General features: G+C 39.2%; 19 protein-coding genes. 15 read left to right on the top strand and 4 right to left on the bottom strand.

Annotated features, from left to right (window positions below; translation table 11 throughout):
- Window positions 1-2 precede the first annotated feature (2 nt).
- The 3 genes from BLR54_RS04585 to BLR54_RS15185 all read left to right on the top strand — a co-directional run bounded on the left by BLR54_RS04585 (window position 3) and on the right by BLR54_RS15185 (window position 6825).
- Entirely contained in the window at window positions 3-1322 is a 1320-nt protein-coding gene (locus tag BLR54_RS04585) for a carbohydrate ABC transporter permease (RefSeq protein WP_090417448.1), read from the top strand.
- Window positions 1322-2584, top strand: a complete 1263-nt coding sequence (locus BLR54_RS04580) for a sugar ABC transporter permease (RefSeq protein ID WP_207645274.1) — start codon at window positions 1322-1324, stop codon at window positions 2582-2584. The genes BLR54_RS04585 and BLR54_RS04580 overlap by 1 nt, the downstream gene beginning before the upstream one ends.
- Before the next feature lie 206 nt (window positions 2585-2790).
- Window positions 2791-6825, top strand: a complete 4035-nt coding sequence (locus BLR54_RS15185) for a starch-binding protein (RefSeq protein ID WP_143008398.1) — start codon at window positions 2791-2793, stop codon at window positions 6823-6825.
- Between the two features lie 25 nt (window positions 6826-6850).
- Here the strand turns inward: BLR54_RS15185 and BLR54_RS04555 are convergent, their stop codons facing one another.
- The gene (locus BLR54_RS04555) at window positions 6851-7717 is read right to left on the bottom strand and encodes a patatin-like phospholipase family protein (protein WP_090417446.1); all 867 of its coding nucleotides are present in this window, start codon (window positions 7715-7717) and stop codon (window positions 6851-6853) included.
- Between the two features lie 245 nt (window positions 7718-7962).
- Between BLR54_RS04555 and BLR54_RS04550 the strand changes: the two genes are divergently transcribed.
- The 5 genes from BLR54_RS04550 to BLR54_RS04530 all read left to right on the top strand — a co-directional run bounded on the left by BLR54_RS04550 (window position 7963) and on the right by BLR54_RS04530 (window position 12442).
- Entirely contained in the window at window positions 7963-8610 is a 648-nt protein-coding gene (locus BLR54_RS04550; RefSeq protein WP_090417444.1) for an HAD family hydrolase, read from the top strand.
- A gap of 32 nt (window positions 8611-8642) precedes the next feature.
- Window positions 8643-9854 (top strand): class I SAM-dependent rRNA methyltransferase, encoded by a 1212-nt coding sequence (locus BLR54_RS04545; RefSeq protein WP_090417442.1) that lies wholly within the window; start codon window positions 8643-8645, stop codon window positions 9852-9854.
- On the top strand, window positions 9844-10836 hold the full coding sequence (locus BLR54_RS04540; protein ID WP_090417440.1) for a tRNA dihydrouridine synthase: 993 nt from the start codon (window positions 9844-9846) through the stop codon (window positions 10834-10836). Before BLR54_RS04545 ends, BLR54_RS04540 begins: the two co-directional genes overlap by 11 nt.
- Window positions 10837-10860: 24 nt before the next feature.
- Entirely contained in the window at window positions 10861-11592 is a 732-nt protein-coding gene (locus tag BLR54_RS04535; RefSeq protein ID WP_090417438.1) for a hypothetical protein, read from the top strand.
- Window positions 11593-11704: 112 nt separating this feature from the next.
- Entirely contained in the window at window positions 11705-12442 is a 738-nt protein-coding gene (locus BLR54_RS04530) for an HAD family hydrolase (protein ID WP_090417436.1), read from the top strand.
- Between the two features lie 112 nt (window positions 12443-12554).
- Here BLR54_RS04530 and BLR54_RS04525 read toward each other — a convergent pair whose 3' ends face one another.
- Window positions 12555-13370: a flagellin gene (locus BLR54_RS04525; protein ID WP_090417434.1), complete on the bottom strand. Its 816-nt coding sequence runs from the start codon at window positions 13368-13370 to the stop codon at window positions 12555-12557.
- Between the two features lie 228 nt (window positions 13371-13598).
- Between BLR54_RS04525 and BLR54_RS04520 the strand changes: the two genes are divergently transcribed.
- The 6 genes from BLR54_RS04520 (at window position 13599) to BLR54_RS04495 (ending at window position 20747) form a co-directional block, all read left to right on the top strand.
- Window positions 13599-14681 carry a PTS sugar transporter subunit IIC gene (locus tag BLR54_RS04520; RefSeq protein ID WP_090417432.1) on the top strand — a complete coding sequence of 361 codons (1083 nt, stop codon included), beginning with the start codon at window positions 13599-13601 and terminating at the stop codon, window positions 14679-14681.
- A gap of 173 nt (window positions 14682-14854) precedes the next feature.
- Window positions 14855-16558, top strand: coding sequence for a methyl-accepting chemotaxis protein (locus BLR54_RS04515; protein ID WP_090417430.1), 1704 nt, complete (start codon window positions 14855-14857; stop codon window positions 16556-16558).
- Window positions 16559-16728: 170 nt separating this feature from the next.
- Complete coding sequence (locus BLR54_RS04510; protein ID WP_090417428.1) at window positions 16729-18933, top strand: hypothetical protein; 2205 nt, start codon at window positions 16729-16731, stop codon at window positions 18931-18933.
- Between the two features lie 146 nt (window positions 18934-19079).
- Window positions 19080-19940 carry an NAD(P)/FAD-dependent oxidoreductase gene (locus BLR54_RS04505; protein ID WP_090417426.1) on the top strand — a complete coding sequence of 287 codons (861 nt, stop codon included), beginning with the start codon at window positions 19080-19082 and terminating at the stop codon, window positions 19938-19940.
- A 39-nt stretch (window positions 19941-19979) separates the two neighbouring features.
- Window positions 19980-20291 (top strand): thioredoxin, encoded by a 312-nt coding sequence (gene trxA, locus BLR54_RS04500; protein ID WP_090417424.1) that lies wholly within the window; start codon window positions 19980-19982, stop codon window positions 20289-20291.
- 15 nt (window positions 20292-20306) lie between these two features.
- Window positions 20307-20747, top strand: coding sequence for a MarR family winged helix-turn-helix transcriptional regulator (locus tag BLR54_RS04495; protein ID WP_090417422.1), 441 nt, complete (start codon window positions 20307-20309; stop codon window positions 20745-20747).
- On the opposite strand, the gene BLR54_RS04490 is transcribed toward BLR54_RS04495, so the two are convergent.
- Together BLR54_RS04490 and BLR54_RS04485 are read right to left on the bottom strand one after the other, a co-directional pair.
- Window positions 20748-21935 (bottom strand): hypothetical protein, encoded by a 1188-nt coding sequence (locus BLR54_RS04490; protein WP_090417420.1) that lies wholly within the window; start codon window positions 21933-21935, stop codon window positions 20748-20750.
- Between the two features lie 8 nt (window positions 21936-21943).
- The gene (locus BLR54_RS04485) at window positions 21944-22891 is read right to left on the bottom strand and encodes a hypothetical protein (RefSeq protein ID WP_090417418.1); all 948 of its coding nucleotides are present in this window, start codon (window positions 22889-22891) and stop codon (window positions 21944-21946) included.
- Window positions 22892-23035: 144 nt separating this feature from the next.
- Here BLR54_RS04485 and BLR54_RS04480 point away from each other — a divergent pair, with 144 nt between their 5' ends.
- Window positions 23036-25375, top strand: a complete 2340-nt coding sequence (locus tag BLR54_RS04480; RefSeq protein ID WP_090417416.1) for an ATP-binding response regulator — start codon at window positions 23036-23038, stop codon at window positions 25373-25375.
- Window positions 25376-25381 lie beyond the last annotated feature (6 nt).

Genomic DNA, 25381 nt, shown 5'->3' with positions numbered 1-25381 from the left:
TTATGAAAAAAGAGTTTTTTACAAAATTATCGTATATAGTCTGTGGCGCGGCTAATATCGCCTACGGACAAGTATTAAAAGGGTTGATTTTTCTATTATTAGAAATGTCATACATTCTCTTCATGATAATTAGCGGGGCAAGGAGACTTGCCCAGCTAATCACTCTTGGTGACAACCTGCAGGGAATGACCTTTAATGAAGAAATTGGAATTTATGAAATGACAGCTGGTGATAACTCAATGCTGATTTTACTTTATGGTGTTATCACAATTGTTATTTCCTTGGCCTTTGTGGCTATGTGGCTTTTTTCTATTTCCTCGGGAAAAGCTGCAAGAGATAGATATAATGCAGGAAAACATAACAATAATTTTATTGAGGATGTGAAAAGTTTAGGGAACAATAACATAAGATTTTTCTTATTGAGCGTTCCTGTTGTTGGTCTTGTGGTGTTTACGGTAATGCCTCTTCTTTACATGATTCTTATGGCATTTACCAACTATGACCAGGATCATCAACCACCTGGAAATTTATTTGATTGGGTAGGAATCAAGAATTTCATCACTCTATTATCTACGGGAGATAGACTTTCATCTACCTTCTGGCCAGTTCTTGGTTGGACTTTGATTTGGGGCTTTGCAGCCACCTTTACTTGTTATTTTGGTGGAATGATTCTTGCTATGATAATTAATTCCAAGGGAATTAAATTTAAAAAGTTTTGGAGAACCATATTTGTTTTTACTATGGCGATTCCAGGGTTTATATCACTTCGAGTTGTGGCAACAATGCTTGGAGAAAAAGGAATATTCAATGTACTGCTTCAGCAGTGGGGCTTTACCAATGCTGCACTTCCATTTTTATCTAATGCAACCTGGGCAAGATTTTCGGTTATAGTAGTTAATTTTTGGATTGGTGTCCCAGTTACAATGCTCATGGTAAGCGGTATCCTGATGAATATTCCAGGGGAGCTTTATGAGGCAGCTAGAATCGATGGCGCTGGACCAATCACAATGTTTAGAAAGATTACTTTTCCATATATGTGGTTCGTAACAACACCATATCTGATTTCAAACTTAATTAGCAATTTTAATAATTTCAATACGATTTTCTTCCTTACAGGAGGAGAGCCACACACCTTGGATTACTACAAGGGTGCTGGTAAGACTGATCTCCTTGTAACTTGGCTTTACAAGCTTACAAAAGACAGTAATGACTTCAATTTAGCTGCGACCATTGGAATTATTATATTTGTAATTTCTGCGATTTTTACTTTGGTATCCTTCTCAAGGTCTAATTCGCTTAAGAATGAGGAGGGATTCAGCTGATGAAAAAGGCGGTTATAGGACTTAATATAAAGTATTTAAGCAAGGCAATTGTTTTTGGTTTATTACAGTTCATTGCATTATTCCTTCCATATGCTAAAACAACTGAGGGCTATAAAAATATGCCCGCAGTTGCAAGGCTACTTATGGTATCAAATGGAGGAAGTGCTCTGAATTATGTTTTGATTGCTAATATCGTATTTACGTTACTTGGTTTTGTTTTATTAGCATTAAGTATTACAAACCTTTCAAAAAAAATAGCAAGAGTATGGCAGTGCACACAGGCTATTAACACAGCTACTCAGTTATTCTTGCTTTTTGCATCAAAAACTATTTTGGAAAAGGGAAAGCTGGCAACAGCCTTTCTTAATAAGGATTTAGGCTTTGGATATTATTCAGGCTTGCTCCTTGCTTTCCTGACGTTGGTTTTTGTTATGAAGCTAAATGAAACAAATACCGGCTATATTGCACTTACCATTATGGGAATTATCTGGATGTTTCCTATTGTTTGGATTGTACTTACATCACTTAGAGCTGAGCAGGGATACTATGTAGGATACTTCTTCCCAAAGAATTTGACACTTTCTAATTTTACAAAATTGTTTGCAAAGGATAGTGTTATTCCTTTTGGCAAGTGGTGGGTAAATACCTTTATCGTAGCAATATTTGGTTGTGTGCTTAACACATTGATTATTCTTGCTACATCCTTCACTTTAAGCCGTACAAGGTTTAGAGGTCGCAAGGCATTTATGAACGTGCTGATGATTATTGGTTTGTTCCCAGGCTTTATGTCTTTGATTGCGGTATACAACATTCTTAAAGGCCTTGGTTTAAATCAGTCATTAGTAGCCCTTATTATTGTAAGTGCGGCTGGTGCTGCTATGGGATATCACGTAAGTAAGGGCTTCTTTGATACAATCCCTCGCGCGGTGGATGAAGCTGCAATCATTGATGGAGCATCTCGCTTCCAAATCTTTACACACATAACATTGCCTTTATCAAAATCAATTATCGTATATACAGCACTTGTGAATTTCCTTGCTGCTTGGTCAGATTATATCTTCCCAAGTATGCTCTTTGGAGATAAGCAAAGCTCGTATACAGTTGCAGTTGGTTTGTATTGGTTGACAGATTTTAGAAGAATTGATAGATATTACACCCAGTTTGCTGCTGGAGCAGTAATAGTAGCAATTCCAATTGTAATTTTATTTATCTGGCTTCAGAAATTTTATGTAGAAGGTTTATCGGGTTCAGTAAAGGGATAATGAGCTAATAATGTGGAGTTGCGCAAGGTTGCGCAAAGAGAAGACAATATAATCCTATTGACTCCTAAAAAGCAAAGACTTATATTTATAGTTATAGGGGAAGAAATGCTCTAAAAATCATATGCGCAACTAATTGCGCAAAGAGAGAACTCGTTACTCCATAGGCCGGAGAGCACATTATGATTTTTTAGGGAGGTTACACAGAAATGAAAAAAATGGCACTATTGTCGAAGCGGATTCTTTCCATGGGATTGAGTCTTGCTTTGCTTGCTGGTATGCCAGTAAGCAACTTGTCAGCTTTTTCAACCAGGGGGCTAGACAAAGTTCAGGCAGCATCTGCTGTCACTAGGTCGTCTATTCACGACGGCACTATTTTACACGCTTTTTGTTGGAACTTTAACACTATCAAAGAGAAAATGCCTGAGATTGCAGCTGCTGGATACACAGCAGTTCAAACATCTCCAATTAATGAGTGTTTGGCAATTCATCCAGGTATGGCTCTTTATGGTTCTACAGAGGATGAGGGTAGATGGTACTACCATTATCAGCCAACAGATTGGAAAATAGGTAATTATCAGCTTGGCTCACGAGATGAGTTTAAAGCTATGTGCTCTGAAGCAGACAAGTATGGTATTGGTGTCATTGTGGATATTGCACCAAATCATACAACACCACTTTATGATCAGGTGTCTGATGACCTTAAGGCTGCAGCAGGTGGAGAGGATGCCCTTTATCACATTGGTGCTAAGGTAGAAAACGGCGACAACGGTGGTATGAAATATGACAATCGTATTTCCGTTACTTACGATGCCATGGGCGGTCTTCCTGATGTAGATACAGAAAATCCAGGATTCCAGAATTATTTCTATGAATTTCTTGAGGATTGTATCGATTGTGGTGCTGATGGTTTCAGAATTGATACAGCAAAGCATATTGCTCTTCCAGATGATGGTGTCGCAGAGGAGTATGCAGGGGATGAGGATAGAAATGATTTCTATCCAAACATGAAGTCAGCTATTGATGCGTATGGTTCAAAGAACTATGCTGATTTGTTTGTATATGGTGAAGTTCTCGATGGTGATGCTTCACGTGTGGCAGCATATCAGGATATGCTTGGTGGAACCTGTGCAAGTAACTATGGTGGAACAATCAGAAATGCAGCAAGCTCAGGCAATGTTTCTGCTAAGAGAATTGCAAGCTACAAGATTTCTGATGATACCTCTACAGGTAATACATATGTAGCTGATTCAAACAAGTTGGTTACATGGGTAGAGTCTCATGATAACTATATAAATGATGGTAGCTACAACGAAGTAGATGATAGAGATGTTATCCTTGGTTGGGCAATCATTACAGCTAGAGCTGATGGAACACCTCTTTTCTTCAGCCGTCCAGATGGAAGCACTCAGGATAATCCTTGGGGCAACAATCTTATGGGCGTAGCAGGAAGTGATTTATACAAGGCACCAGAAGTAGTAGCTGTTAACAAATTTAGAACAGCTATGGAGGGCGAAAGTGAAAACCTTCGCAATCCAAATAATAACTCTTCAATCCTTATGATTGAAAGAGGTAACAAGGGAGTTGTAATAGTTAATGCTAGTGAAAATGATTATACACTTGATTCAGAGACATCACTTTTGGATGGTACTTACATGGACTCGGTTGAAGGCAGGGAAGGCATCTTCTCGGTAGCAGACGGTCAAATTACAGGTACTGTTCCAGCTAAGTCAGTAGTTGTTTTGGACAAGCCAGCAGATGGAGAGTATTCCACGCTCTTTTTCCACAATACAGATAATTGGTCTGTTGTTACTGCTGATGTTGATGGCACTGTTTATAATTGCGATAATCAGGGCTATAGCTGGTGGAAAGTCACTGTTCCATCAGAAGAATTCAAGGTAACTTTTAAGGGTGATGATGGTCAGGTTAGTTCAGAGTTTGCTATTTCAAAGAAATCTGGAAAATACATGACCGCAGTTAGCGATAAGTTGTATTTTTCAAAGGCAGAAGCTGAGGATAGCCTTGGTATTGTCACAAAATCAGTTTATTTCTTAAATACAGAAGAATGGACCACAGTTAATGCTTATGCATGGACAGATGAGCCAAACTTCAAGGAGCTTTTCGGAGGTTGGCCAGGAAAGGCATGTGCTACTGAAGAAGGCTACTGGGTACGAGCAGATGTAAAGCTTCAGGGGGCTGATTCCTTCAACATTATCTTCAATGGCGAGGGTGGTCAGACAAAAAACATCACCATTACAGATGACTCAAAGCTTTATATTGTACCAGAGGATAAGGATAGCGACGGAAACTTCTTAGTTTCAGCATACGAGACAATGGCAGAGGCAGAAGCTTCCACAGGAATCGGAGCAGATTCAATTACTGTTCATTATTACAATGCAGCAGGCTGGGACAAAGTTGGCGTTTACACATGGGGTGATGTTGACTTAGGCGGATGGCCAGGACAGCCTTGCGAAGATGAAGGTGATGGCTGGTGGAAGAAGACAATCAATGCTTCTCCAAGCTCAAATCTTAATATTATCTTCAATAATCTTCCTGAAAATGATGATGAGAAGAGACAGACTGAGGATATGAAGGCTGATAGCCTTAAGAAGGTATACTTTGTTGGCGCAAAATATAAGTTCAGCAGCAAGGAAGCAGCAGAAGAATTCACAAAGGATCCTAGCTTCAAAGCAGAGAAGAACCTTCATCCAGAGCTTGATCCTCCAAAGGAGCCTACAACACGACCAGTTGAAGAAGAAACAGCTCTTGAAAGTGGAGAGGTTAAGATTTACTACAAGAATACAGCTGATTGGGACAATGTAAATATGTATGCATGGACCGATGGTAACAACACTGAGTATTTTGGTGGATGGCCAGGAAAAGCTATGCAGCATATTGGAAATAATTGGTATTCAGTAAGTGTAAAAGAAGAAGCATTAAGTCATGAGGGACTTCATCTTATTGCAAACGATGGAGATGGAAGTCAGATTGATAATGTTGAATTGATTTCAGATAGACCTGAGGATGTTGAGAATCCTTCAGAGCCAGAAAAGCCATCGACAGAGCCAGAAGTTAAGGTTAGACCAATTCAGGATGAGCCTGAGCTTCAGGAAGATGAGACAAGAATTTATGTAAGACTTGAGGATGATGCTTTCTTTGAGGGAGCTAACATCTATGCATGGACCGATGGTGAAAACCATGAATACTTTGGCGGTTGGCCAGGAAAGTCAATGACACACATTGGAAACTGCTGGTATTCAGTAATTGTTCCTAATGACATCCTGTTCTCTGAAGAAGAGGAAGAAGATGAGCTTGAGGAAGAGAAGAAGCTTGAAGATGAAGAAAAGCTTGAGGATGAAGAGCTTGAAGAAGAGTTTACTGAGGACGAGACAGATTTAGAAGATGCCGAGTCTGAGGATGAGCAGAAGGATGCTGATGAAGCAGATGCTCAGTCAGAGGAAGCTAAAGAAGATGTAGCTGAGACAGAAGAGGCTTCAGAGGAAGCTGCAACAGAGGAAACAGTTTCAGAGGATACAACATCAGAGGATACACAGGCTACAGAGTCTGAGCCTCAGTCGGTGGTTGAAACAATTAAGAATGCCTTTGCAAACTTCTTTAAGAGCTTTGTTTCAGCATTCAAGCCACTTGAGGTAAGGGCAGCTGAAAATCAGTTGTTCAAGGATGGCGTTCATATTATTGTGAATAATAATAATGGTTATCAGCAGGATGATGTTAATTCTTGGTTTACAACAGTAAGACCAAGTGAGGAGGAGCTTAAGCAGGAGGAGCCATCTGTAGAGCCATCTGAGCCAAGCGAGCCAGATGAACCAAGTACACCAGATGAGCCAACTAATCCAGAACCAACTACACCAGATCCTTCTACACCAGTTGATCCAGAACCAAGTACACCGGATGAGCCAAGCAACCCAGAGCCAACCACACCAGTTGACCCAGAGCCAGGCAACCCATCTGAGCCAGGTACTCCAGAACCAACTACACCAGTTGATCCAGAGCCTACTACTCCGGATGAGCCAAGCACACCGGTAGATCCAGAGCCTACTACACCAGATGAACCTCAGGTTGAGCCAGAAAAGCCATCAGAGGATAAGCCATCTGAAGAGAAGCCTCAGAATGATTATGAAAAGCAGCGTGAGGAGTTTAGAAAAGTCGTAAGACACGTTGTTAGAAAAGTTGTTACCATGATTGTAAAACAGATAAGCAGATTATTTGGATTTGGATGGTAATTAATAAAGCTATAAAAAATCTGGGCTATGATGCATAGCCCAGATAATTTTTTAATGAATCTAAATTTGAAATAGCGGCTGCACGGCCAAGTTCATAGACCCTCTGAAGTTCAGTTGGGTCTTTTTCTGTGGCACCGATTTTAAGTGGTGCATTTGGTCGAATTACAAACACGTTGCCATCTTCTTCTTTAGAACGAATATAAGCTTTTTCTTCGTTGTACATTTTATAGCGATTAGCCATAGTTTTGATCATGTTTGGGAATTTTCCAAGCTTAAGCTTTATTAGCCACATATGCTTTTGAGGTTTCTTAACATAATCAGCAGGCTGTGTTTCAATAACAAGAATCTTGTCGCAGCCCTGACTTTCCATAAATTTGAGAGGGATGGAATCTGACATTCCTCCATCTAAATATGGTCTGTTTCCAATCACTACAGGTCGTGAAACAACAGGCATAGAGGCAGAGGCACGAATCCATTTAAGGTCTGAGCCCTCTGGTGTGTGATCCTCATTGTTGCACTTGTGATATACAGCAGTTCCTGACTTTAAATCTGTAGCCACACAGAAAAAGTCCATTGGATTGTTGTAGAAGGTTTCTGTATCCCAAACATCCAATTCGTATGGCAGAGTGCCATAGCAGAAAGGTACATTGTAGATATCACCTGTTTCAATTAAAGATTTGATACTACAATAGCGCTTATCATTACAGTAGACCTTGTTGTAGCGAAGGGGTCTTCCGATTTGCTTCGATTTGAAGTTAAGTCCAAAGGTGGCACCCGCAGAAACTCCTACGGCGCTGTCGAACTCAATGCTATTTTCCATTAATACATCTATCACGCCGCAGGTGAACATGCCACGCATTGCTCCACCTTCCATAACTAGTCCTTTTTTCATTAGCATTTTCTCCTTTTCCTAAAGCAATTAATGGGATTATACCATTAATCGACAAATATTTCAAAAATGTTACAAAAACTTCTATTCACAGTTATAAATATTTAAGAATTATTCTTGTGATGCTTTTATAAAAATAATGATTTTATCTGGAAAAAACATAGAACCGAAACACTTCTATGATAATTTGTAATTACGCCTATATAATGGTAATATTCACAGGGATAATAAAGCTAGGATAGGTGATTATGGAAAAGAAATTCGATGCGGTTCTGTTTGATATGGACGGAACACTTACAGATACAGAAAAATATTATCAGGAGGCGTGGCCAAAATCCTTAGCTCATTTTGGATATGAAATGAGTGCTGAAAAACCGCTGATTTTGCGTTCCTTGGGAAGGCCATATGCTGTGGAGCAGTTCAAGGAATGGTACGGTCCTGATTTTGATTATTGGGCAGTTAGAAATTATCGTAAGCAGATGGTGGAGGAAATCTTCAAGGATGGGATTCCACTTAAGCCTGGGGCAAAGGAGATTTTGCAGTGGCTTAGAGATAACGGAGTATTTGTTGCATTGGTTACTGCCAATGACAAGGATAGAGCAGAGCGCTATACAAAACGTATTGGCTTGTTTGAATACTTTGATGCAATCGTATGTGCAGATATGGTGGAATTCGGAAAGCCAGCACCAGATATTTATGCCTATGCTTGCAAGGAGCTTAAGGTGGCACCAGAAAACACTCTTGCAGTGGAGGATTCACCTAATGGTTGCACCAGTGCCTATAGAGCTGGCTGCAATGTAGTAATGGTGCCTGATTTGACAGAGCCAGATGAGGAGCTTAAGAAAATGCTCTATGCTCGTGTAGATAAATTATTGGATATAAAAAAATTATTTTAAGAAACGTCCCTATATGGGAAAAGGAGATATATATGGCAGAGGCAATTGTAACCCTTAAAAAAGGAGAAGGTCGCACAATAAAAGCTGGTGGGGCTTGGATTTTTGATAACGAAATTGATAATGTGCTAGGTTCCTTTGAAAATGGAGACATTGTAATAGTTCATGATTTTGATGGATATATGATGGGGCGAGGTTTTATTAATACAAACTCTAAAATCAGAGTGCGCATGATGACTCGCAAGAAGGACCAGCTTATTGACGATGATTTCCTTTATATGAGAGTTAAAAATGCCTGGGAGTATCGTAAATGCGTATTGCTTCCTGTAGATATGAATTGTTGTAGAGTGATTTTTGGCGAGGCAGATTTTCTTCCAGGACTTGTTATTGATAAATATGATGATGTGCTGGTGGTGGAATCTCTTGCACTTGGTATTGATAAGCTGAAGCTTAAGATTGTAGATATGCTTAAGGAAATTATGGCAGCAGACGGCTATAAGGTTCGTGGTGTTTATGAGCGAAGTGATGCCAAGGTTCGCACCAAAGAGGGCTTGGCTCCATATAAAGGCTTTATTGGTGAAGAATTTGATACCAATGTTGAAATAATTGAAAATGGTGTTCACTATATGGTGGATGTTGTTAACGGTCAGAAGACTGGTTTCTTCCTTGATCAGAAATACAATCGTCTCAGCATTCAGCGTCTGTGTAAGGACAAGCGTGTCCTTGATTGCTTCACACATATGGGAACCTTTGCTCTTAATGCAGGTCTTGGAGGAGCAGCAGAGGTTACAGGTCTTGATATTTCAGATTTTGCTGTGGCACAGGCTACTGCAAATGCTAAGCTTAACGGTTTGGATTCAACCGTCAAATTCCGTCAGGCGAACGTTTTAGATGAGCTTCCAAAGCTGGCTGAAGCTGGAGAAAAGTATGATGTTGTAATCCTTGATCCACCTGCCTTTACAAAGTCTCGCGAGGCTACAAAGAATGCCATGAAGGGCTATCGTGAAATCAATATGAAAGGCATGAAGCTGGTAAAAGATGGTGGATATCTTGCCACCTGTTCATGCTCTCATTTCATGACTCAGGATTTATTTGTAAAGATTATTGGACAGGCTGCTCAGGCAGCTCATAAGCGTCTGCGCCAAGTGGAGTTTAGGACACAGGCTCCGGATCATCCAATTCTTTGGGCAGCAGATGAAAGCTATTATTTGAAATTTTTAACCTTCCAGGTATGCGATGAAAAATAAGATTTATTTAGCTCCTTTAGAGGGCGTAACAGACAGTATATATAGAAGAACCTTTGCTGAGTATTATGGAGGAGTGGATAAATATTTCACTCCCTTCCTGTCACCAAATTCAACCTACAAGTTTACAACTAGAGAGTTTAAGGAAATTGACCCTAAAAAGAATGATGTGACAAACACAGTGCCACAGCTACTAACCAATAATGCGGAGCATTTTCTTTGGGCTGCTGGCGAGATAGCCGCTCTTGGTTTCAAAGAGATTAACTTTAACCTTGGATGTCCCTCAGGAACTGTGGTGGCAAAGAAAAAGGGGTCAGGGTTATTGTATTACCCGGAGGATTTGGAACGAGTTTTAGATGGTATTTTTTCTGGTTTGGACTCGGTGTGTGCTGCAAAGGGAGCTAAGGCACCTGTCATCTCTATCAAAACAAGGCTTGGCAAGGCTGAGCCAGAAGAGTTCTATGAGATATTGGAGATATATAATAAATATCCTATTTCAGAACTGACAATACATCCTCGTATCCAGTCCGATTTTTATAGAGAACCTATTCGTCCGGATTTTTTTGAATATGCACTTACTCATAGTAAGGCTCCATTGGTGTTTAACGGTGAAATCAAAACGGTTGAATATATAGAGACTACTTTTGACAAATACCCAGGGATTAATGGGGTTATGTTAGGCCGAGGTCTTATAGCAAATCCTGAGCTTGCTTTAGCATATCAGGAGAGGGGCTTACAGGAGAAGAGCAATATAACTGATGGCGAAGGTAGCTGTATCGACATGATAAGATTTAAAGCTTTCCATGATGATTTGCTATCGCAGTATATAGAGATTCTTTCTGGTGAAAAACCTGTGCTTCATCGCTTGAAGGAGTTTTGGGGCTTTTGGGCAGAGCTTTTCCCTGAGGAAGAAAAGACTATCAAGAAAATCAGAAAAGCTAATAAAGTGGGAGAGTACAAATCAATATTTGAAGAACTTTTGTAAGTCAATCCTTTAAGGAGGTTGGCCATGACTAGAATGATGAAAAGAGCACTGATTAATTTTGTATTCAGGCTTGTTGTGTTCATTTTTATATTTGTTTTGTATCTTACAAACAAGGAAATGCTGTTTTCCTTCATGACTCACGAGTTCACCTTTGGAATTGTGGAGTATGGAATAAGTCCACTTCATGTGCTGTGGTTTGTGTTTATGGTGATGATGCTTCAGCATATATTTCCACATAAGGATTTATCCATGGCCTATAAAAAAGGCAAGCTAGAAGAGTACGAGCCAGTGGAAAACTATTCCCGCTTGGAGCTTCTTGAATTTGTTCAGGATATGAATGTAAAGGCTTGGCTAGTGATGCTTGCTTGGCTGACCTTTAATGCGGTATTTGCAGCCTTGTACCTTTTTAAATTTATTGACGTGGCAGATATGCTGATGCTTACAGTATTCTTTTATTTAAGTGATTATCTATGCATTATGTTTTTCTGTCCTTTCCAGACATTTATCTTAAAGAATAGATGCTGCATAAATTGTCGCATCTACGACTGGGGGCATTTTATGATGTTTACCCCAATGCTATTTGTAAAAAATTTCTTTTCTTGGAGCTTGTTCTTTACCTCTTTAATTGTTTTGATTCGTTGGGAGGTAAACTATGCCAAGCATCCAGAATTGTTCTGGCATGGAAGCAACAAGAGATTGCAGTGCACCCAGTGCAAGGAAAAGCTTTGTGTGATAAAAAATGGATTAAAAAAATAGGAGTAGCCTAGTTTAAGAAGCAATTATAATGGTAAAAAATAGAACAGGCCTAGTTAAGAAGCAGCTAGCCTGATTTAAAAAACTAGAATTAGAGACAGAATAAAGGTGGAGAATGATGAAATACAAGAACTATATTTTTGATTTATATGGTACATTAATTGATATTCATACAGATGAGGATCAGCCTGAATTATGGAAGTTTATGGCTGAGTATTTAGAGAAAAACTTTGGGACCAAATATGATTATAAAGTCTTAAAGAAGGAATATGGTAAGCTTTGCAAGCAGGAGACAGAAGCCCTTGCAGAAAGAAATGGCAGCAAGCATCCTGAAATTAAAATCCAGTGGGTTTGGCAAAAGCTGATTGATGCTCCTTGCTCGGATGAACAGATGAAGGACTTGTGCACAGCCTTCAGAGAAAAATCTAGGGATAAGCTAGTTCGTTATGAAGGTGTAAAGGAAACTCTTGCTTCAATTAAACAGGCTGGAGGGAAGGTGTATCTTCTTTCAAACGCTCAAAGGCTGTTTACAGAAAAGGAGCTTGAGGATACTGAACTTACCCAGTATTTTGATGATATTTTTATTTCTTCCGACATGGAAATAAAGAAGCCAGATGGAGCATTTTTGCAGCAGCTGATTGACAAGCATAGTCTTGTGAAATCAGAATCAGTAATGATTGGAAATGAAATCTTTGCTGATGTAGGTGTGGCTGCAGCAGTAGGCCTTGATGCTATTTATCTTAACACCTATAGCCGCAGTAAAAGAGAAATCAATCATAATCTTAAGCGCTGTGGGGCTGACATCAATAAAGTAAAGTTTGTTGATGATGGGGATATAAGGAAGATTGAATAGTGAAATAATATAGAGCCTAGGATTGTGGGTAGCGCAATAAAACCCAAGTCGGTAGCATCCAATGCTTTACCAACTTGGGCCAGGGGGAGCATATTAAATTTTCTATTTCAAATTAGCCTTGGAACAATTTATTAACCAAATTTTCCTGGCTTTCCATTTGATTCTTCATTGTCATATTCTGGGCTGCACCTACAACACCGCTATTTTTATAGTCTGTTACAGATTTATAAAAATCTGCATCTTCTTTCCTAGCCTGGGCAGCTGTAAGATTTTCAACGGTGTTGTTATTTGCATTGTAAGCTGATTCAAGACCGTTAGTTTCTGCACCAACCTGACTGCGCATCTTATTTAAATCAGAATATGCTTTATCGATTGTATCTGTTGAAATCTTGTCTGGGTTACCTGAAATATCAAAATTTTCCAGGTCAGCCATAGCGGCTTTTGCATCTATTTCTTTTATTGTGGAACTAGAAGCACCGGTGTAGATATTAATATCACCTGAAGATCCATCTAAAAGATTCTTTTCATTATACTTTGCCTGATTAATAGTATGATTTATGGTTTCAACAGACTGTCTATTTGCTTCTTGAAGGATATTTCTATCGCTTTCTGAATAAAGACCATTCATAGCACGAATAGTGTTCTGCTGAATGTCACCTAGAGAATCTCCAATATTAGCCATAGCTCCATCTGCAACATTCAAAGCTCCAATTCCATAAGAAATATTGTTGCTTCCAGTCTTTAAAGAAGAAGCCTCCTTCATAATCTGTTGTGATATTGCAAGCGCAGTTGCATCATCTGCGGCTGTATTAACCTTTTTTCCTGTTGCAAGCTCCTTGGCTGCTTTGTTATGCTTTGTCTCATTAGCCTTCATGCTATTGAGATGATTCTGATACTTTACAGTGTTTACATTAGATTGAATTTTCATTACCACCACTCCAATCTTCTAAAACGTTATTTAATAATCATAGTTCTGCATTTTATAATCAAATTATAACATCATATTCAAAAATTGTCATGTGAAGATTTTTTGAACCTCTAACCAAGTTGGTGGGAAATGTTGCTTATGTATAAAGACGAGAGAAGAAGCTAAAGCTTTTGTTGTATATGCATGCTAATTACATTAAAATATTGGATTGTCGGGAGGAATAATTATATGATCAGTTTTTTAAAGAAAAAAAATATTGAAATATCAGTAAAGAGATATTTAATAGACGCCCTTGGGGCCATGGCTCAGGGCTTGTTCTGTTCACTTCTAATTGGAACTATTATCAACACTATTGGAGCTCAATTTCACATTGCTTACCTAACCACATCTGTTGCTACAATCGCAGGTGTTGAATATACCGTGGGAGGGTTGGCTGTCGCAATGAGTGGTCCAGCTATGGCTGTTGCCATTGGTTCTGCCCTTCAGGCACCACCCCTTGTTTTATTCTCTCTAATTAGCGTTGGCTTTGCTGCAAATGCACTTGGTGGTGCAGGTGGCCCACTTGCAGTTTTATTTATTGCAATTATTTCCACAGAGGTTGGAAAAGCTATCTCTAAGGAAACAAAAATTGATATCCTTGTTACACCACTTGTTACTATTGGTGTGGGAATTGCCCTGGCACAGTGGTGGGCTCCAGCATTAGGACAAGCAGCAAGCAAGGTTGGCACACTAATTATGTGGGCTACAACAAAACAGCCATTTTTGATGGGAATCCTTGTTTCAGTAATTGTTGGTATAGCACTTACACTTCCTATTTCATCAGCAGCTATTTGTGCCGCACTTTCACTTACAGGACTAGCTGGCGGAGCGGCAGTTGCAGGCTGTTGTGCGCAGATGGTAGGTTTTGCATGCATGAGCTTTAAGGAGAATAAATGGGGAGGTCTTGTGTCTCAGGGAATTGGTACTTCTATGCTTCAGATGCCAAACATCATCAAGAATCCACGTATTTGGATTGCTCCTATTCTCTGTTCGGCTATTACAGGTCCAATTGCAACCTGCGTCTTTAAGATGGAAATGAACGGAGCCGCAGTTTCTTCAGGAATGGGTACCTGCGGATTAGTTGGTCAGATTGGTGTATATACCGGTTGGCTCAATGATATTGCCGCTGGCAAGAGAGGCGCCATCACACCATTTGATTGGGCTGGACTTATCTTAATTTGTTTTGTGCTTCCAGCAATCATTTGCCCATTTATTAATAATAGACTCAAGCAGATGGGCTGGGTTAAGAGCGGAGATTTAAAACTACAGTAAAATAAATGATAATTATCAGTAAGGATTCTAGCGGATGACTAGAATCCTCTTTTTATTGCTGTACATCCTTTTTAAATAAAAACTACTCACTTTTTTCATTAAATATCCATACATACCAACTATACTCTAAATGATACGGTAGGCTTTCTAAGAGAAGAGAGAGGAGTTCGTACATGAAGTCAGAAAAAGGTAGCTTTAATATTCACTCGATATATGTGAAGATTTTAGCGCTGGTTGTTATCGCCATTGTAGCATTCTTTATGCTTAATGTTGGATATATTATTCCAAGTGCTAAACGAACAATCCAAACGGTAAATGAGAATAACATGAAGGATCTTGCTTCTATGAGTGCGGAGCTTGTAGAGCTTGAAATCAAGGACAAGGGTGTTGAGAATGTAACCTTTGATGTGCTTAAGCCTATCCTTGAAGGGAGAGGACTTAATGGTATAAGCTCAAGCTACATCTATATAGTAAATGAAAAAGGTGAATTTATTTACCACAAGAAGGATGAGAAGGTAGGAACTATTGTTACCAATGCCTCTGTTAATCAGCTGTTAAAGGATATTCCTACAGGAAATTATGAGCACAGTGGAATCTACAGTTATGTGGATGAAAATGGTGTAAAGAAATATAGTGCCTTTAAGGTTCTCGACGAGTCAGGTTGGGTTTCAGTTTGTGTAGCTGATGATACAGATATTGTGGCTGAAATTAATGCCATTAGAAATTTAGGACTTGTATTCTCTTTAATCGTTGCTGCAGTTGTATTGTTTATTGGTATTATTGCAGCTAGAGGAATTACTAGACCGATTGCTATCATCACACAGGTTGTAGATAAAGTAGGACAGTTAGATTTCACCTCTACAGAGGTTACAAAGATTGAAGGCAACAAGGATGAGACCGGTGTAATGGCCCGTGCAGTTTCAAATATGCAGGAAAGCCTGAAAGATATAGTAAACAAGATTGCAGGTATTTCTGTTGATTTGGAGGGCCATGCTCTTAGACTTAAGGATACTACCTTGGAGATTGATTCTGCCAATGCTGATAACTCTGCAACTTCAGAGGAACTTGCAGCTAGCATGGAGGAAACTAGTGCTACCACTGATTTAATAAGTGAGAAGACTAATAGCATTAAGGCCAATGCAGATATGATTGCAGATGAGGCTACCAGTGGTGCTGAAAATGCTAAGGAAATCAAGAAGAAAGCAAATAATGTTTATAATGACACAATAGCTGCCAAGGAAAAAACAGAAAGAATATACAAAGAAATCAACGCACAGGGACAGGAAGCTCTGGAAAAATCAAAGTCAGTTGAAAAGATTAATTCGTTGGCATCTTCAATTCAGGATATTGCAAGCCAGACAAACCTGCTTGCTCTTAATGCTTCCATTGAAGCAGCCAGAGCTGGTGAGGCAGGACGAGGCTTCGCCGTTGTTGCTACAGAAATTGGTGGATTGGCAACTCAGTCTAGCGATACAGTAGCAGGTATTATGGAAATCGTTGCAGAAGTTCAGGAATCTGTTTCTTCTATGAATGAATGTCTTACAAGAACATTACAGTACATAGAAAATGATATTGCCAATGATTATGAGAACTTCTTAAAGATGGCTGATGACTACAAGCTTGATTCAGAAAGCTTTTCAGATACCATGGACCATATTTCAGAAAGAATCACAGAGTTGCAGGGATCTACAACAGCTATTTCTGATTCTGTTGAACAGATTTCAAAGACCGTTGCTGAAGCAGCTGATGCTGTTACAACGGTAGCTGAGAAGGCTACAGATGTGGCAACACTTTCTGATGGTGTTGTTAAGGTGGTTGGAGAAACAGAAGCAAACTCTGACGAATTAAAGAACATTAAGGATTCCTTTAAGATATAAGAGTGTAATTATTTAAAGATACCTAGTTTGATATATTGATAATTAAGCCCCGCAGCTTGCGCTGCGGGGTTTATTCAACAAAAGGAAACTGAAAATAAAAAATTAGTTTTCTAACAAAGTGTTATATGATATAATGTTTTTCGGTAATATTATATAGGGAGGAAGTTATTGTGAAAAAGTATTACAAAGTGGCATCTCTTGCCCTTGCCGGTGCTATTACAGCAGGCTCACTAGTGCCAGTCTCTTCTTATGCAGAAGAGCTCAATTCAGACGAGACAGTAAATGTAGAACCTAGCAATGAAACAATAGATTCCCAGGTAGCTGAGCAGACTCCTGCAGCTGAGGCGTTAAGCAACGAAGCAGCAGAAGTTGAGACAGCAGAGACAGAGCCAACAGAGACAAACGATGATGCTTCAGATGAGGAAGTTACTGAGGAAGTGACTGATGAAATGGCTGAGGAAGCATCAGAGGATGTTGAAGCTGAGAATCCTGAGGAAACAGAAGAGCTTCTTACTGAGGAAGAACTTTTAAAGAAGGAACAGGAAGAAAAAGAAAGACTTGAGAAGGAGCGCGCAGAGCGTGAGCTTCTTGAGCCAAAGGACAATGAAGACTTTAATGAAGATGGTATTTCTGATTTAATGACAAAGCGTCTTTGTGATGGCGAAGTCCTTACAAAGGATGGAGCTAAGGCTTTCGGTTCTCTTTCTTATGAAGAGGTACAGGCAACTGACGATTTAGATGGTGACGGTCTTTTAAATGGTCAGGAAGTTAGCATTATTTCAGAGGATGGCATCGAATATGTTGTTCTCAATTCTGATCCATGTAAGCTTGATACAGATGGTGACGGAATTAACGATGCTGATGACACAGCTCCTTGGGAGCGCGGTATGGCAGGTGGTGTATTAGGTTCAGTTAGACTTGTTGCACGTCATGACGAGTCTACAGGAAATCCTACACATGGTCATGTTTATATTGTTTACACTAGCTATGTAGACAATCTTGAGATTTCAATTGACAATCTCTATGGCTACTATGTAACAAATCCAGAATACAAAGCAAAGCTTGATGAAGCTTGTGACAATCCAGATGGTTCAGTAGTTTCTTGGAGAAGCACAGTTGATGAAATCACAGATGCTAACGAGGCTGAGAGGGCTGAGGCAGCAAAAGATATGTATCAGGAACAGAACCACACAATTGGTGAGGCAGGAACTGTTACATTAAACCGTGGTGATTATGTTTCTATTGGAAACTACGGAATGCTTGATACAAACGAGGCCATTCAGAACGTATATCTTCCAGAAGCAACCAGAATTTTCGCTCACAACGATGCAGATATTGCAAAGCTTTGGAGCGCTGCTACAGGCGAGAACGTAGACGAGGAATATGTTCGCGAGCATCAGCAGGAAATCATGGAGAGTCTTCAGAAGGATTTCGCAATCTTCGTTGATTATGCTACAAATGTTAGAACTGAAGGTGGCGTATGGATTAACCGTGAGCTTTTCAATCAGAAGTATGCTTATGATCAGGGTCCTAACCAGGTAATTGAGAGAGAGGCAACACAGCAGGAGCTTAACGTTATGCTTGATGCATTCGCTAAGAACAGCTATTTCAATATCATTACTCACAACTGTTCAACAGTTGGTTGTGAGGCTTGGAACTCAACCTATGGCTATGAGACAGATTCCAATGGTCAGGTTATCACAGACGAAAATGGAGTACCTAAAAAGAGCAATTACTATGTTGAGGTTGGCATGGACACAGGTGTTGTTAAGGTTGATTGTCCTATGATTGTTAAGCAGTCAATCAAGTCTATGGCAGATCTTCCAGGATATCTTGGAGAGATGACATACGTTACAGGTAAAAAGCTTGTTAACACTATCAACACAGCAGTAAAGCACTTTGATATTACAAAGCTCTTTACTAAGAAGAATTCTTCAGCAAACAATAGCGGAAGCAATCAGTCATCATCTTCTTATTCAAGCGCAAGTGATGACAGCTCAAACAATGAGTCATATAGGGACAACAAGTCGTATCCAGTAGGGGATGTAGAGACTTTCTCTAGCATCACTGGTAAGGAACAGGTTCTTGAGGAAGATACAGTTGCACCACAGAGTGGTAGAACAACAAAGTCTTCTACTAAGAGAGCTACAACAGTTGATTCTGTATATGATTTAGAACCTGAGGTTACTGAAGAAGAGGAAATCAAGCAGGAAACAAATATTGAAGCAAAAGAAGAAGTAAAAATCCAGGATGAGGAGAATCCACTTGCTGGTAAGCACACAAGCAGAGGTCCATGGATTTGGGGTGTTGTTGCAGCATTCATTGCAGCAGTATCCGCAGCTATTTGTATTGTTATCAAGAAAAAGAACAGCTAAGTTATAAAGCTTAAGCGTTGGGATTTAATTGTCCCAGCGCTTTTTTATTATTTCTAATAAATACTGTTGACAAACAAAATTTAATTGTGTACAATCAAATTAATCAAAAGGTTGTGTGCAATTTAATTGTCGGAGGTGTTATAATTATGGAAAGATACGACATTGCTATAATAGGAACAGGACCTGCAGGTTTAGAAGCTGCACTTACAGCAAAGGTTAGAAATAAATCAGTGTTATTAATTGGAAGCAAGGATTCATCAGATAAAGTTTCAAAGGCCCATACAATTCAGAACTATCTTGGATTACCTGATGTTAAAGGCGATGAAATGGCTAAAGCATTTTTGAAGCATGTGACTGATATGGGCGTTGAAATTACAGAAGATAAAATCAATGCTGTATATTCTATGGGACAGTATTTTGCTCTTCAGGGCCACAATAGTGATTATGAGGCCAGCTCAGTTATTGTTGCAGCAGGTATGTCTGCCATGAAGCCATTCCCAGGTGAAATGGAAAACTTAGGAAGAGGCGTTAGCTATTGTGCAACTTGTGATGCGGCGTTGTATAATGGAAGAACAGCAATCATCCTTGCATATAGTCCAGAGGATGAGCCAGAGGCAGAATTCTTAGCAGAGAGAGCAGCGAAGGTTTATTATCTTCCACAGTATGAATACGCAGGAACTCTTGGCGGAAATATTGAAGTTATCAAAGAGGTTAAACCAAAGTCAATTGATCGCCAGGAGGATAAATCAATACTTGTTACAGAAGGGGATACACTTAGCGCAGATGGAATCTTTATCTTAAGACAGCAGATTGCTCCATCTCAGCTTGTACCTGGTCTTACAATGGATGGAAACCATGTTCAGGTGGATAGAAGCATGGCTACAAATATTAAAGGATTGTTTGCATGTGGCGATATTACAGGTACACCATATCAGTACATTAAGGCAGCTGGCGAAGGAAACGTTGCGGCACTTTCAGCTGTTTCATATTTACAGTCAAATAAATAAGACAAATAAAACAATAGAGGTTAGGAAAGGAGTTTTATTATGGTAAAGAAAATTACAACAGAGGAATTTAATTCAATGGACAAGGCAGGAATCTCAGTATTGGATTTCAATGCTACATGGTGTGGCCCATGTAAGATGCTTGCTCCAGTTTTAGAGGAAGTTTCAGAGGAAATGGCTTCTGAGGCTAAATTTTATAGCATTGATACTGATGAAAACCCTGATTTAGCTAGAGAATATGGTATAATGAATATACCAGCTTTAGTTGTTTTAAAGGATGGTCAGAAAGTTGATATGAATGTTGGATTTGCTCCAAAGGATGTATTAAAAGAATTCGTATCAAAAAATATTTAATTTGAGGTGAGTAAGATGTCTACCAAATACGATTGCTTAAGAATATCTAATCAGCTATGTTTTCCGCTATATGCCTGTTCAAAGGAAATAGTTAGAAGATATAAGCCTTATTTGGATCCTTTGGATCTTACTTATACCCAGTATATTACCCTGCTGGTTTTGTGGGAAGAAGGAGAGATTACTGTAAAGGCTTTGGGGGATAAGCTGTTTCTTGATTCAGGAACACTTACACCTGTTTTAAAGAAGCTTGAACAGAAGGGATATGTTACAAGAAGTCGTTCAAAGGATGACGAGAGAAACCTTATTATAACTGTTACTCCTGAAGGAGAGAAATTAAAAGAGCAGGCATGTTCAATACCTGCTCAAATGGGCAAATGTGTTAATCTCGCACCAGAGGAAGTACAACAGCTTTATGACCTTTTGTACAAGCTCTTAAGTGGTGCCCGAGAAGAGTAATTATTCAAAGAGATTGAAAATACTTACATTTTCACGAGCTTGTGAAATGACATCGTCTATAAATGAGGCGGTGTCATTTTTTATTGTCTTCCAATCTATGACTGTAACATCTGATAAATCGACGCCTGCGTTTTTGAAAACGTCGCCCATATTTTCTTTAGTTGTAACCTTGCCCTTCATGTAACCCTCGGCCAAGACTTTTTCATTTTCTTTTACTTCAAAGTTTGAAACTTCTACTTTCATTCCTTCATCCACGTAATTTAGAAGAGTGGTGCAATCAATGGTGTAGGCTTTTCCATTGTTGCTGGTGTAAGTGATGTTGTCACTGAAGGAATTAGTGTAGTCTGTTTCACCATTTCGTTTGATGGTGGCAGTGACCTGCTCTCCATCAGGAAGTGGGGCGTACATTTCAATGGTGCTAAGGTTGTTTCCAAACACAGAAATGTAGGCTCCTGGTGTTTTGTGAGATAAATCAAAGGTGATTTTTCTGGTGTGGTTGTGACTATCAAGGTAGATAGAGCACTTAATATCATGGTCTGGAGCGTCCATTCCAAGCAATTCCCAAATGAAATCACCCTGCCCCTGAGGAATGGTGATATTGAACTCTGAACTTTCTGTTCCATCCTCGTCAATATATTTTGCATCGGACTTTTCAATCTTTATACTTCTGACGAAATGGAAGATATTACCCTTATTTTTATGGAACCAATCTCTATTAAGATCGTTGTTTAGGTTTGGTGCTGTAAGAAATAAGTCATTTCCTGTGTTGAAACCATAAGAAATATCCCCAAGCATTGGCATAACAAGATAAACGGTTTGGTCCTGGGCATATACTTCCATTTTACCTACATTCATAACCAAAACATCCAAGTCTGATTTGCAAGAAAACTTCTTTTGAACTGCAGAACGTTCTCCTTTTATTGTTCCACTGATAGAATATGGGAAGCCTTCTAACTTTTTGATGTAGGCTGTGCCAGAATAGCTTATGTCAGAGTTTGTGTAATTTCTAAATAAATCCTTCAAATCGATGTTGTAGGCAAGGTAATCCTGGCTGTTCAAAGTGGACTCTGAAAAGTCGATGACAGAAGCCAAAATTCTTACGGTAGGATTGTAAGTGAGCTCTGCTTTTACAAATATGGCCAGAGCTAGAACCACAACTATTATTATCCCTAATTTTTTCTTATTCATACAAAATATTATATTAATTCTGTTGGTGTGTCTGCAATAGACAATGCAATTGAAGTGTCCATCTCAACTAAGTGCTCAGCAGCCTGGGCCTGATCGCAGGCAATGGCTTCTTCCGCATATTTTACACAGGCCTGATGATATTTTTCAGTATTGCCACTGATTTTATACACCTTCATATAAAGCTTTGCTGTTTCCAGTTTAAGAGCTGGATTATTGGAAATAGTGGCACTTGACTCTAGGTTTTGTGCAACTGCTTCAGCACGGTCATATTCCTTCATACTACAGAAGGTTTCTATAAGAAGAGTCAAATCCTCCAAATAATCCTGAAGTGTTATTTCCGGACTTTTCATGAAGCCGCCAAACTCTTCTAAATGCTGATGTACATATTCTATATCCCCCTGTTGATAATGGAGGTTTGCGCTTAAAACCGATAAGGATAAATCGTGATAGTGAATGTCATTTTTAAAAGCTATTTCTGTTGCCCTCTTAATGTAGGTTTCAGCTTCTGCTAAACGGTGAATATGGAGGTATGAGTAGGCTAGATTAAGACATACCACAAGATATCCATTAGGAGTATTCTCGAATTCCGTACCATAATCCTCCAAATCCTGCATAGCCATTTTTCCATAATTAACTGCACTGTCATAGTCACCAAGCAGCATATAGCGGTTACATATTACAGTGTAGAAATAGTGCTTGGCTCCTTTGATTTGATTCTTATCTAGATAGTCAAAGGCGTTAAGACATTTATATAGCATCTTACTGTCGTAGCCCATTATTCCGTAGGCAATAGCTAAGCCTCGAAGAGTCATGATATAGTTGGTGGAATCACCCAGCTCTTCGTAGATGGATTTGGCCATATTCAGGTTGTCTATTCCCAGTTCTAGACTGTTAATGCGAATTAGACTAGTTCCTTTATCGTAGTATTCCTTTGCTATTTGTTCTGTACTTGCCATAAAATGCCTCCCATTGAAGCCCGACAATAGTTCTAAACAGGCTTATTATATTAAAATTTTGTGACGATTTTCGTAACTTGTTGTTTATTGTACCCTAAAAATTTATACTATATCTTGAAAATATGTATATTACGGGAGTCTGGCATGAAAAAGACAAGTAGTTTTTTATATGGACTAATATTTATAGTTGCTATATTGCTGTTTTTATTTATTATTAGCTTGGTTTTTATTGGGGAGTATAGCTTACCTGATGAAAGAACCTACACGGACATGCAGTTGGATCATTTCAACGAGGGGTGGGAAAGAATTCATGTTGATGGAAGCCTGGAGCCTATTGCAGTTCCAGGACAATATAATCCAGAGGTTTCTCATGAATTTGTCATTAAAAATACTCTCAAGACCTGGTCAGATAGAGATTGTTATTTAAGCTTTAACTCAAATAAGCAAGATGTAAAGGTTTATGTGGGAGAGGAGCTTCGCTACGAATTTACTACCAAGAAAACTCGTTTGTTTGGAGAAAACAGTCCAGGAACAGTTCTATTTGTTCCTCTTCATCCATCTGATGATGGCAAGGACGTAATGATTGTTTTCAAGGGTGACAATAATTATTCCGGCGTTATTGATGAAATCAATATAGGTTCTCAGGTTGGAATAATTATGAATGTATATAATAGGGAAAGATATACCTTATTACTTACATTGTTCTTAGTTACTCTTGGAATTATCGCTTTCATAATCGGTGTAAATGTAAAGATAGCCTACAATAAGACCATTTCATTGTTCTATGTCGGCTGGACAATGATTTGTGCAGGAACTTGGTCGTTGGCTGAAAGTAGCTGTAGACAATTCTTTGTTCCAAATTTCTCGCTATTGTCTTATATGACCTATGTGAGTCTGGGACTACTACCAATTGCTATGGCAATGTATTTTGACAAGCTTCAGGAAGGACGATATCGAGTGCTGTACATGGTAGTGGTTGTTCTGGAGGAATTCTCAGTTATGGTTGCAATTCTTCTCCAGTTCTACAATGACACAGACCTTAGCAACCTGCTACCAATTGCATTTTTAGCAATCATACTCACAATGCTGGTATATCTTCTCACTGTTATCCCTGATTTTATACAGGGTAAGGTTAGATCTTACTGGATGGAATTTGTGGGACTTATCGGCGCAATCATAATGGGTGTTATTCAGATTTACGATTACAAGAAATATCGTCCTACAACTATGAACGCTCTATATTTGATTATTGGCTTACTGTTCTTGCTTACAATGTCGTACATCAGAGCTTTGGGAGATATACGTGATACCGAGCGTGAGATGTTTGCAGCAGTTCAAGCCCATGAATCCAGCACAGCTTTCATGACAAGAATGTCTCATGAAATGAGAACACCTATCAATGCAATCCTTGGCATGAACAAGATGATTCTTCGAGAGAGTAGAGAGGACAATATTCTTGAGTACGCCAGAGATGTAAACAGTGCAGGTAATTATCTCCTTGGAATTGTCAATGAGGTGCTAGATCTTGCAAAGGTTACAGCCGGCAAGATAGATATTGTTCCAGAGGATTATGATTTGATGGATATGGTTAGAGAATGTTATTCTTTGGTCAGACCTAGAGCAAAAGCAAGCAGACTTTCCTTTGAGGTTGATATGAGCGATGTGCTTCCGTCAAAACTTAGAGGAGATAAGGAGCGAATAATTCAGGTTATAACAAACCTACTTACCAATGCTGTAAAGTATACTCCTGAAGGTCGTGTGACATTGTCAATTCAAGGCAAGATTGAATCTGGTAAGCTGATGCTTATTGCCACTGTCACAGACACAGGAATAGGTGTTGCAAAGGAAAATATTCCATACTTGTTTGATTCCTTTAGACGAGTTGGTGAGTTTAAAAATAAGAGAATTGAGGGAACCGGACTTGGACTTACTATCACAAAGCAACTAGTGGAGCTTATGGGTGGTACCGTACATGTAGAGTCTGAGCTTGGAAAGGGAAGCTCCTTCACAGTGATAATCCCTCAGGAAATTAGATCTGTGGAGCCTTGTGGAACCTTCTCAATGGGACCTAATGGTGACCGACGTGTGGCTGACCGTCATGAGAATTTTGATATACTTGGCAAGATTCTTGTGGTGGACGATGTGGCCATTAACCTTAGAGTTTTCTCAGCATTGCTTAGCAACACAGATTTAACGGTAGATACAGCAATAAGCGGTGCTGAAGCCATAGAAAAGGTTAAACGTAATAAGTATGATTTAATCTTCATCGACCATTTAATGCCTGGTATGGATGGTATAGAGCTGAAGCAGATTCTTGATAAGCTAGATACAAACCTAAACAAAGATACTCCTGTTATTATGCAGACAGCCAACGCAGTTGTAGGTGCAAAAGAGGAGTACGTTCGCCTGGGATTTGTGGACTATATCGCAAAGCCTATCAAGGAAGAGGAGTTGCGAAAGCTGATACGTAAATATATAATTTAACTATTC

It is taken from the genome of Pseudobutyrivibrio sp. YE44 (assembly GCF_900104335.1).
Lineage (GTDB): Bacteria > Bacillota > Clostridia > Lachnospirales > Lachnospiraceae > Pseudobutyrivibrio.
Note: the sequence above shows the minus strand (reverse complement) of the source record. Positions and strands in the feature narration are given on the sequence as shown.

Bases quoted from the DNA above. Each gene is read 5' to 3' on its own strand.
- BLR54_RS04585 (WP_090417448.1), top strand. From the start codon at position 3: ATGAAAAAAGAGTTTTTTACAAAATTATCGTATATAGTCTGTGGCGCG.
- BLR54_RS04580 (WP_207645274.1), top strand. From the start codon at position 1,322: ATGAAAAAGGCGGTTATAGGACTTAATATAAAGTATTTAAGCAAGGCA.
- BLR54_RS15185 (WP_143008398.1), top strand. From the start codon at position 2,791: ATGAAAAAAATGGCACTATTGTCGAAGCGGATTCTTTCCATGGGATTG.
- BLR54_RS04555 (WP_090417446.1), bottom strand. From the start codon at position 7,717: ATGAAAAAAGGACTAGTTATGGAAGGTGGAGCAATGCGTGGCATGTTC.
- BLR54_RS04550 (WP_090417444.1), top strand. From the start codon at position 7,963: ATGGAAAAGAAATTCGATGCGGTTCTGTTTGATATGGACGGAACACTT.
- BLR54_RS04545 (WP_090417442.1), top strand. From the start codon at position 8,643: ATGGCAGAGGCAATTGTAACCCTTAAAAAAGGAGAAGGTCGCACAATA.
- BLR54_RS04540 (WP_090417440.1), top strand. From the start codon at position 9,844: ATGAAAAATAAGATTTATTTAGCTCCTTTAGAGGGCGTAACAGACAGT.
- BLR54_RS04535 (WP_090417438.1), top strand. From the start codon at position 10,861: ATGACTAGAATGATGAAAAGAGCACTGATTAATTTTGTATTCAGGCTT.
- BLR54_RS04530 (WP_090417436.1), top strand. From the start codon at position 11,705: ATGATGAAATACAAGAACTATATTTTTGATTTATATGGTACATTAATT.
- BLR54_RS04525 (WP_090417434.1), bottom strand. From the start codon at position 13,370: ATGAAAATTCAATCTAATGTAAACACTGTAAAGTATCAGAATCATCTC.
- BLR54_RS04520 (WP_090417432.1), top strand. From the start codon at position 13,599: ATGATCAGTTTTTTAAAGAAAAAAAATATTGAAATATCAGTAAAGAGA.
- BLR54_RS04515 (WP_090417430.1), top strand. From the start codon at position 14,855: ATGAAGTCAGAAAAAGGTAGCTTTAATATTCACTCGATATATGTGAAG.
- BLR54_RS04505 (WP_090417426.1), top strand. From the start codon at position 19,080: ATGGAAAGATACGACATTGCTATAATAGGAACAGGACCTGCAGGTTTA.
- trxA (WP_090417424.1), top strand. From the start codon at position 19,980: ATGGTAAAGAAAATTACAACAGAGGAATTTAATTCAATGGACAAGGCA.
- BLR54_RS04495 (WP_090417422.1), top strand. From the start codon at position 20,307: ATGTCTACCAAATACGATTGCTTAAGAATATCTAATCAGCTATGTTTT.
- BLR54_RS04490 (WP_090417420.1), bottom strand. From the start codon at position 21,935: ATGAATAAGAAAAAATTAGGGATAATAATAGTTGTGGTTCTAGCTCTG.
- BLR54_RS04485 (WP_090417418.1), bottom strand. From the start codon at position 22,891: ATGGCAAGTACAGAACAAATAGCAAAGGAATACTACGATAAAGGAACT.
- BLR54_RS04480 (WP_090417416.1), top strand. From the start codon at position 23,036: ATGAAAAAGACAAGTAGTTTTTTATATGGACTAATATTTATAGTTGCT.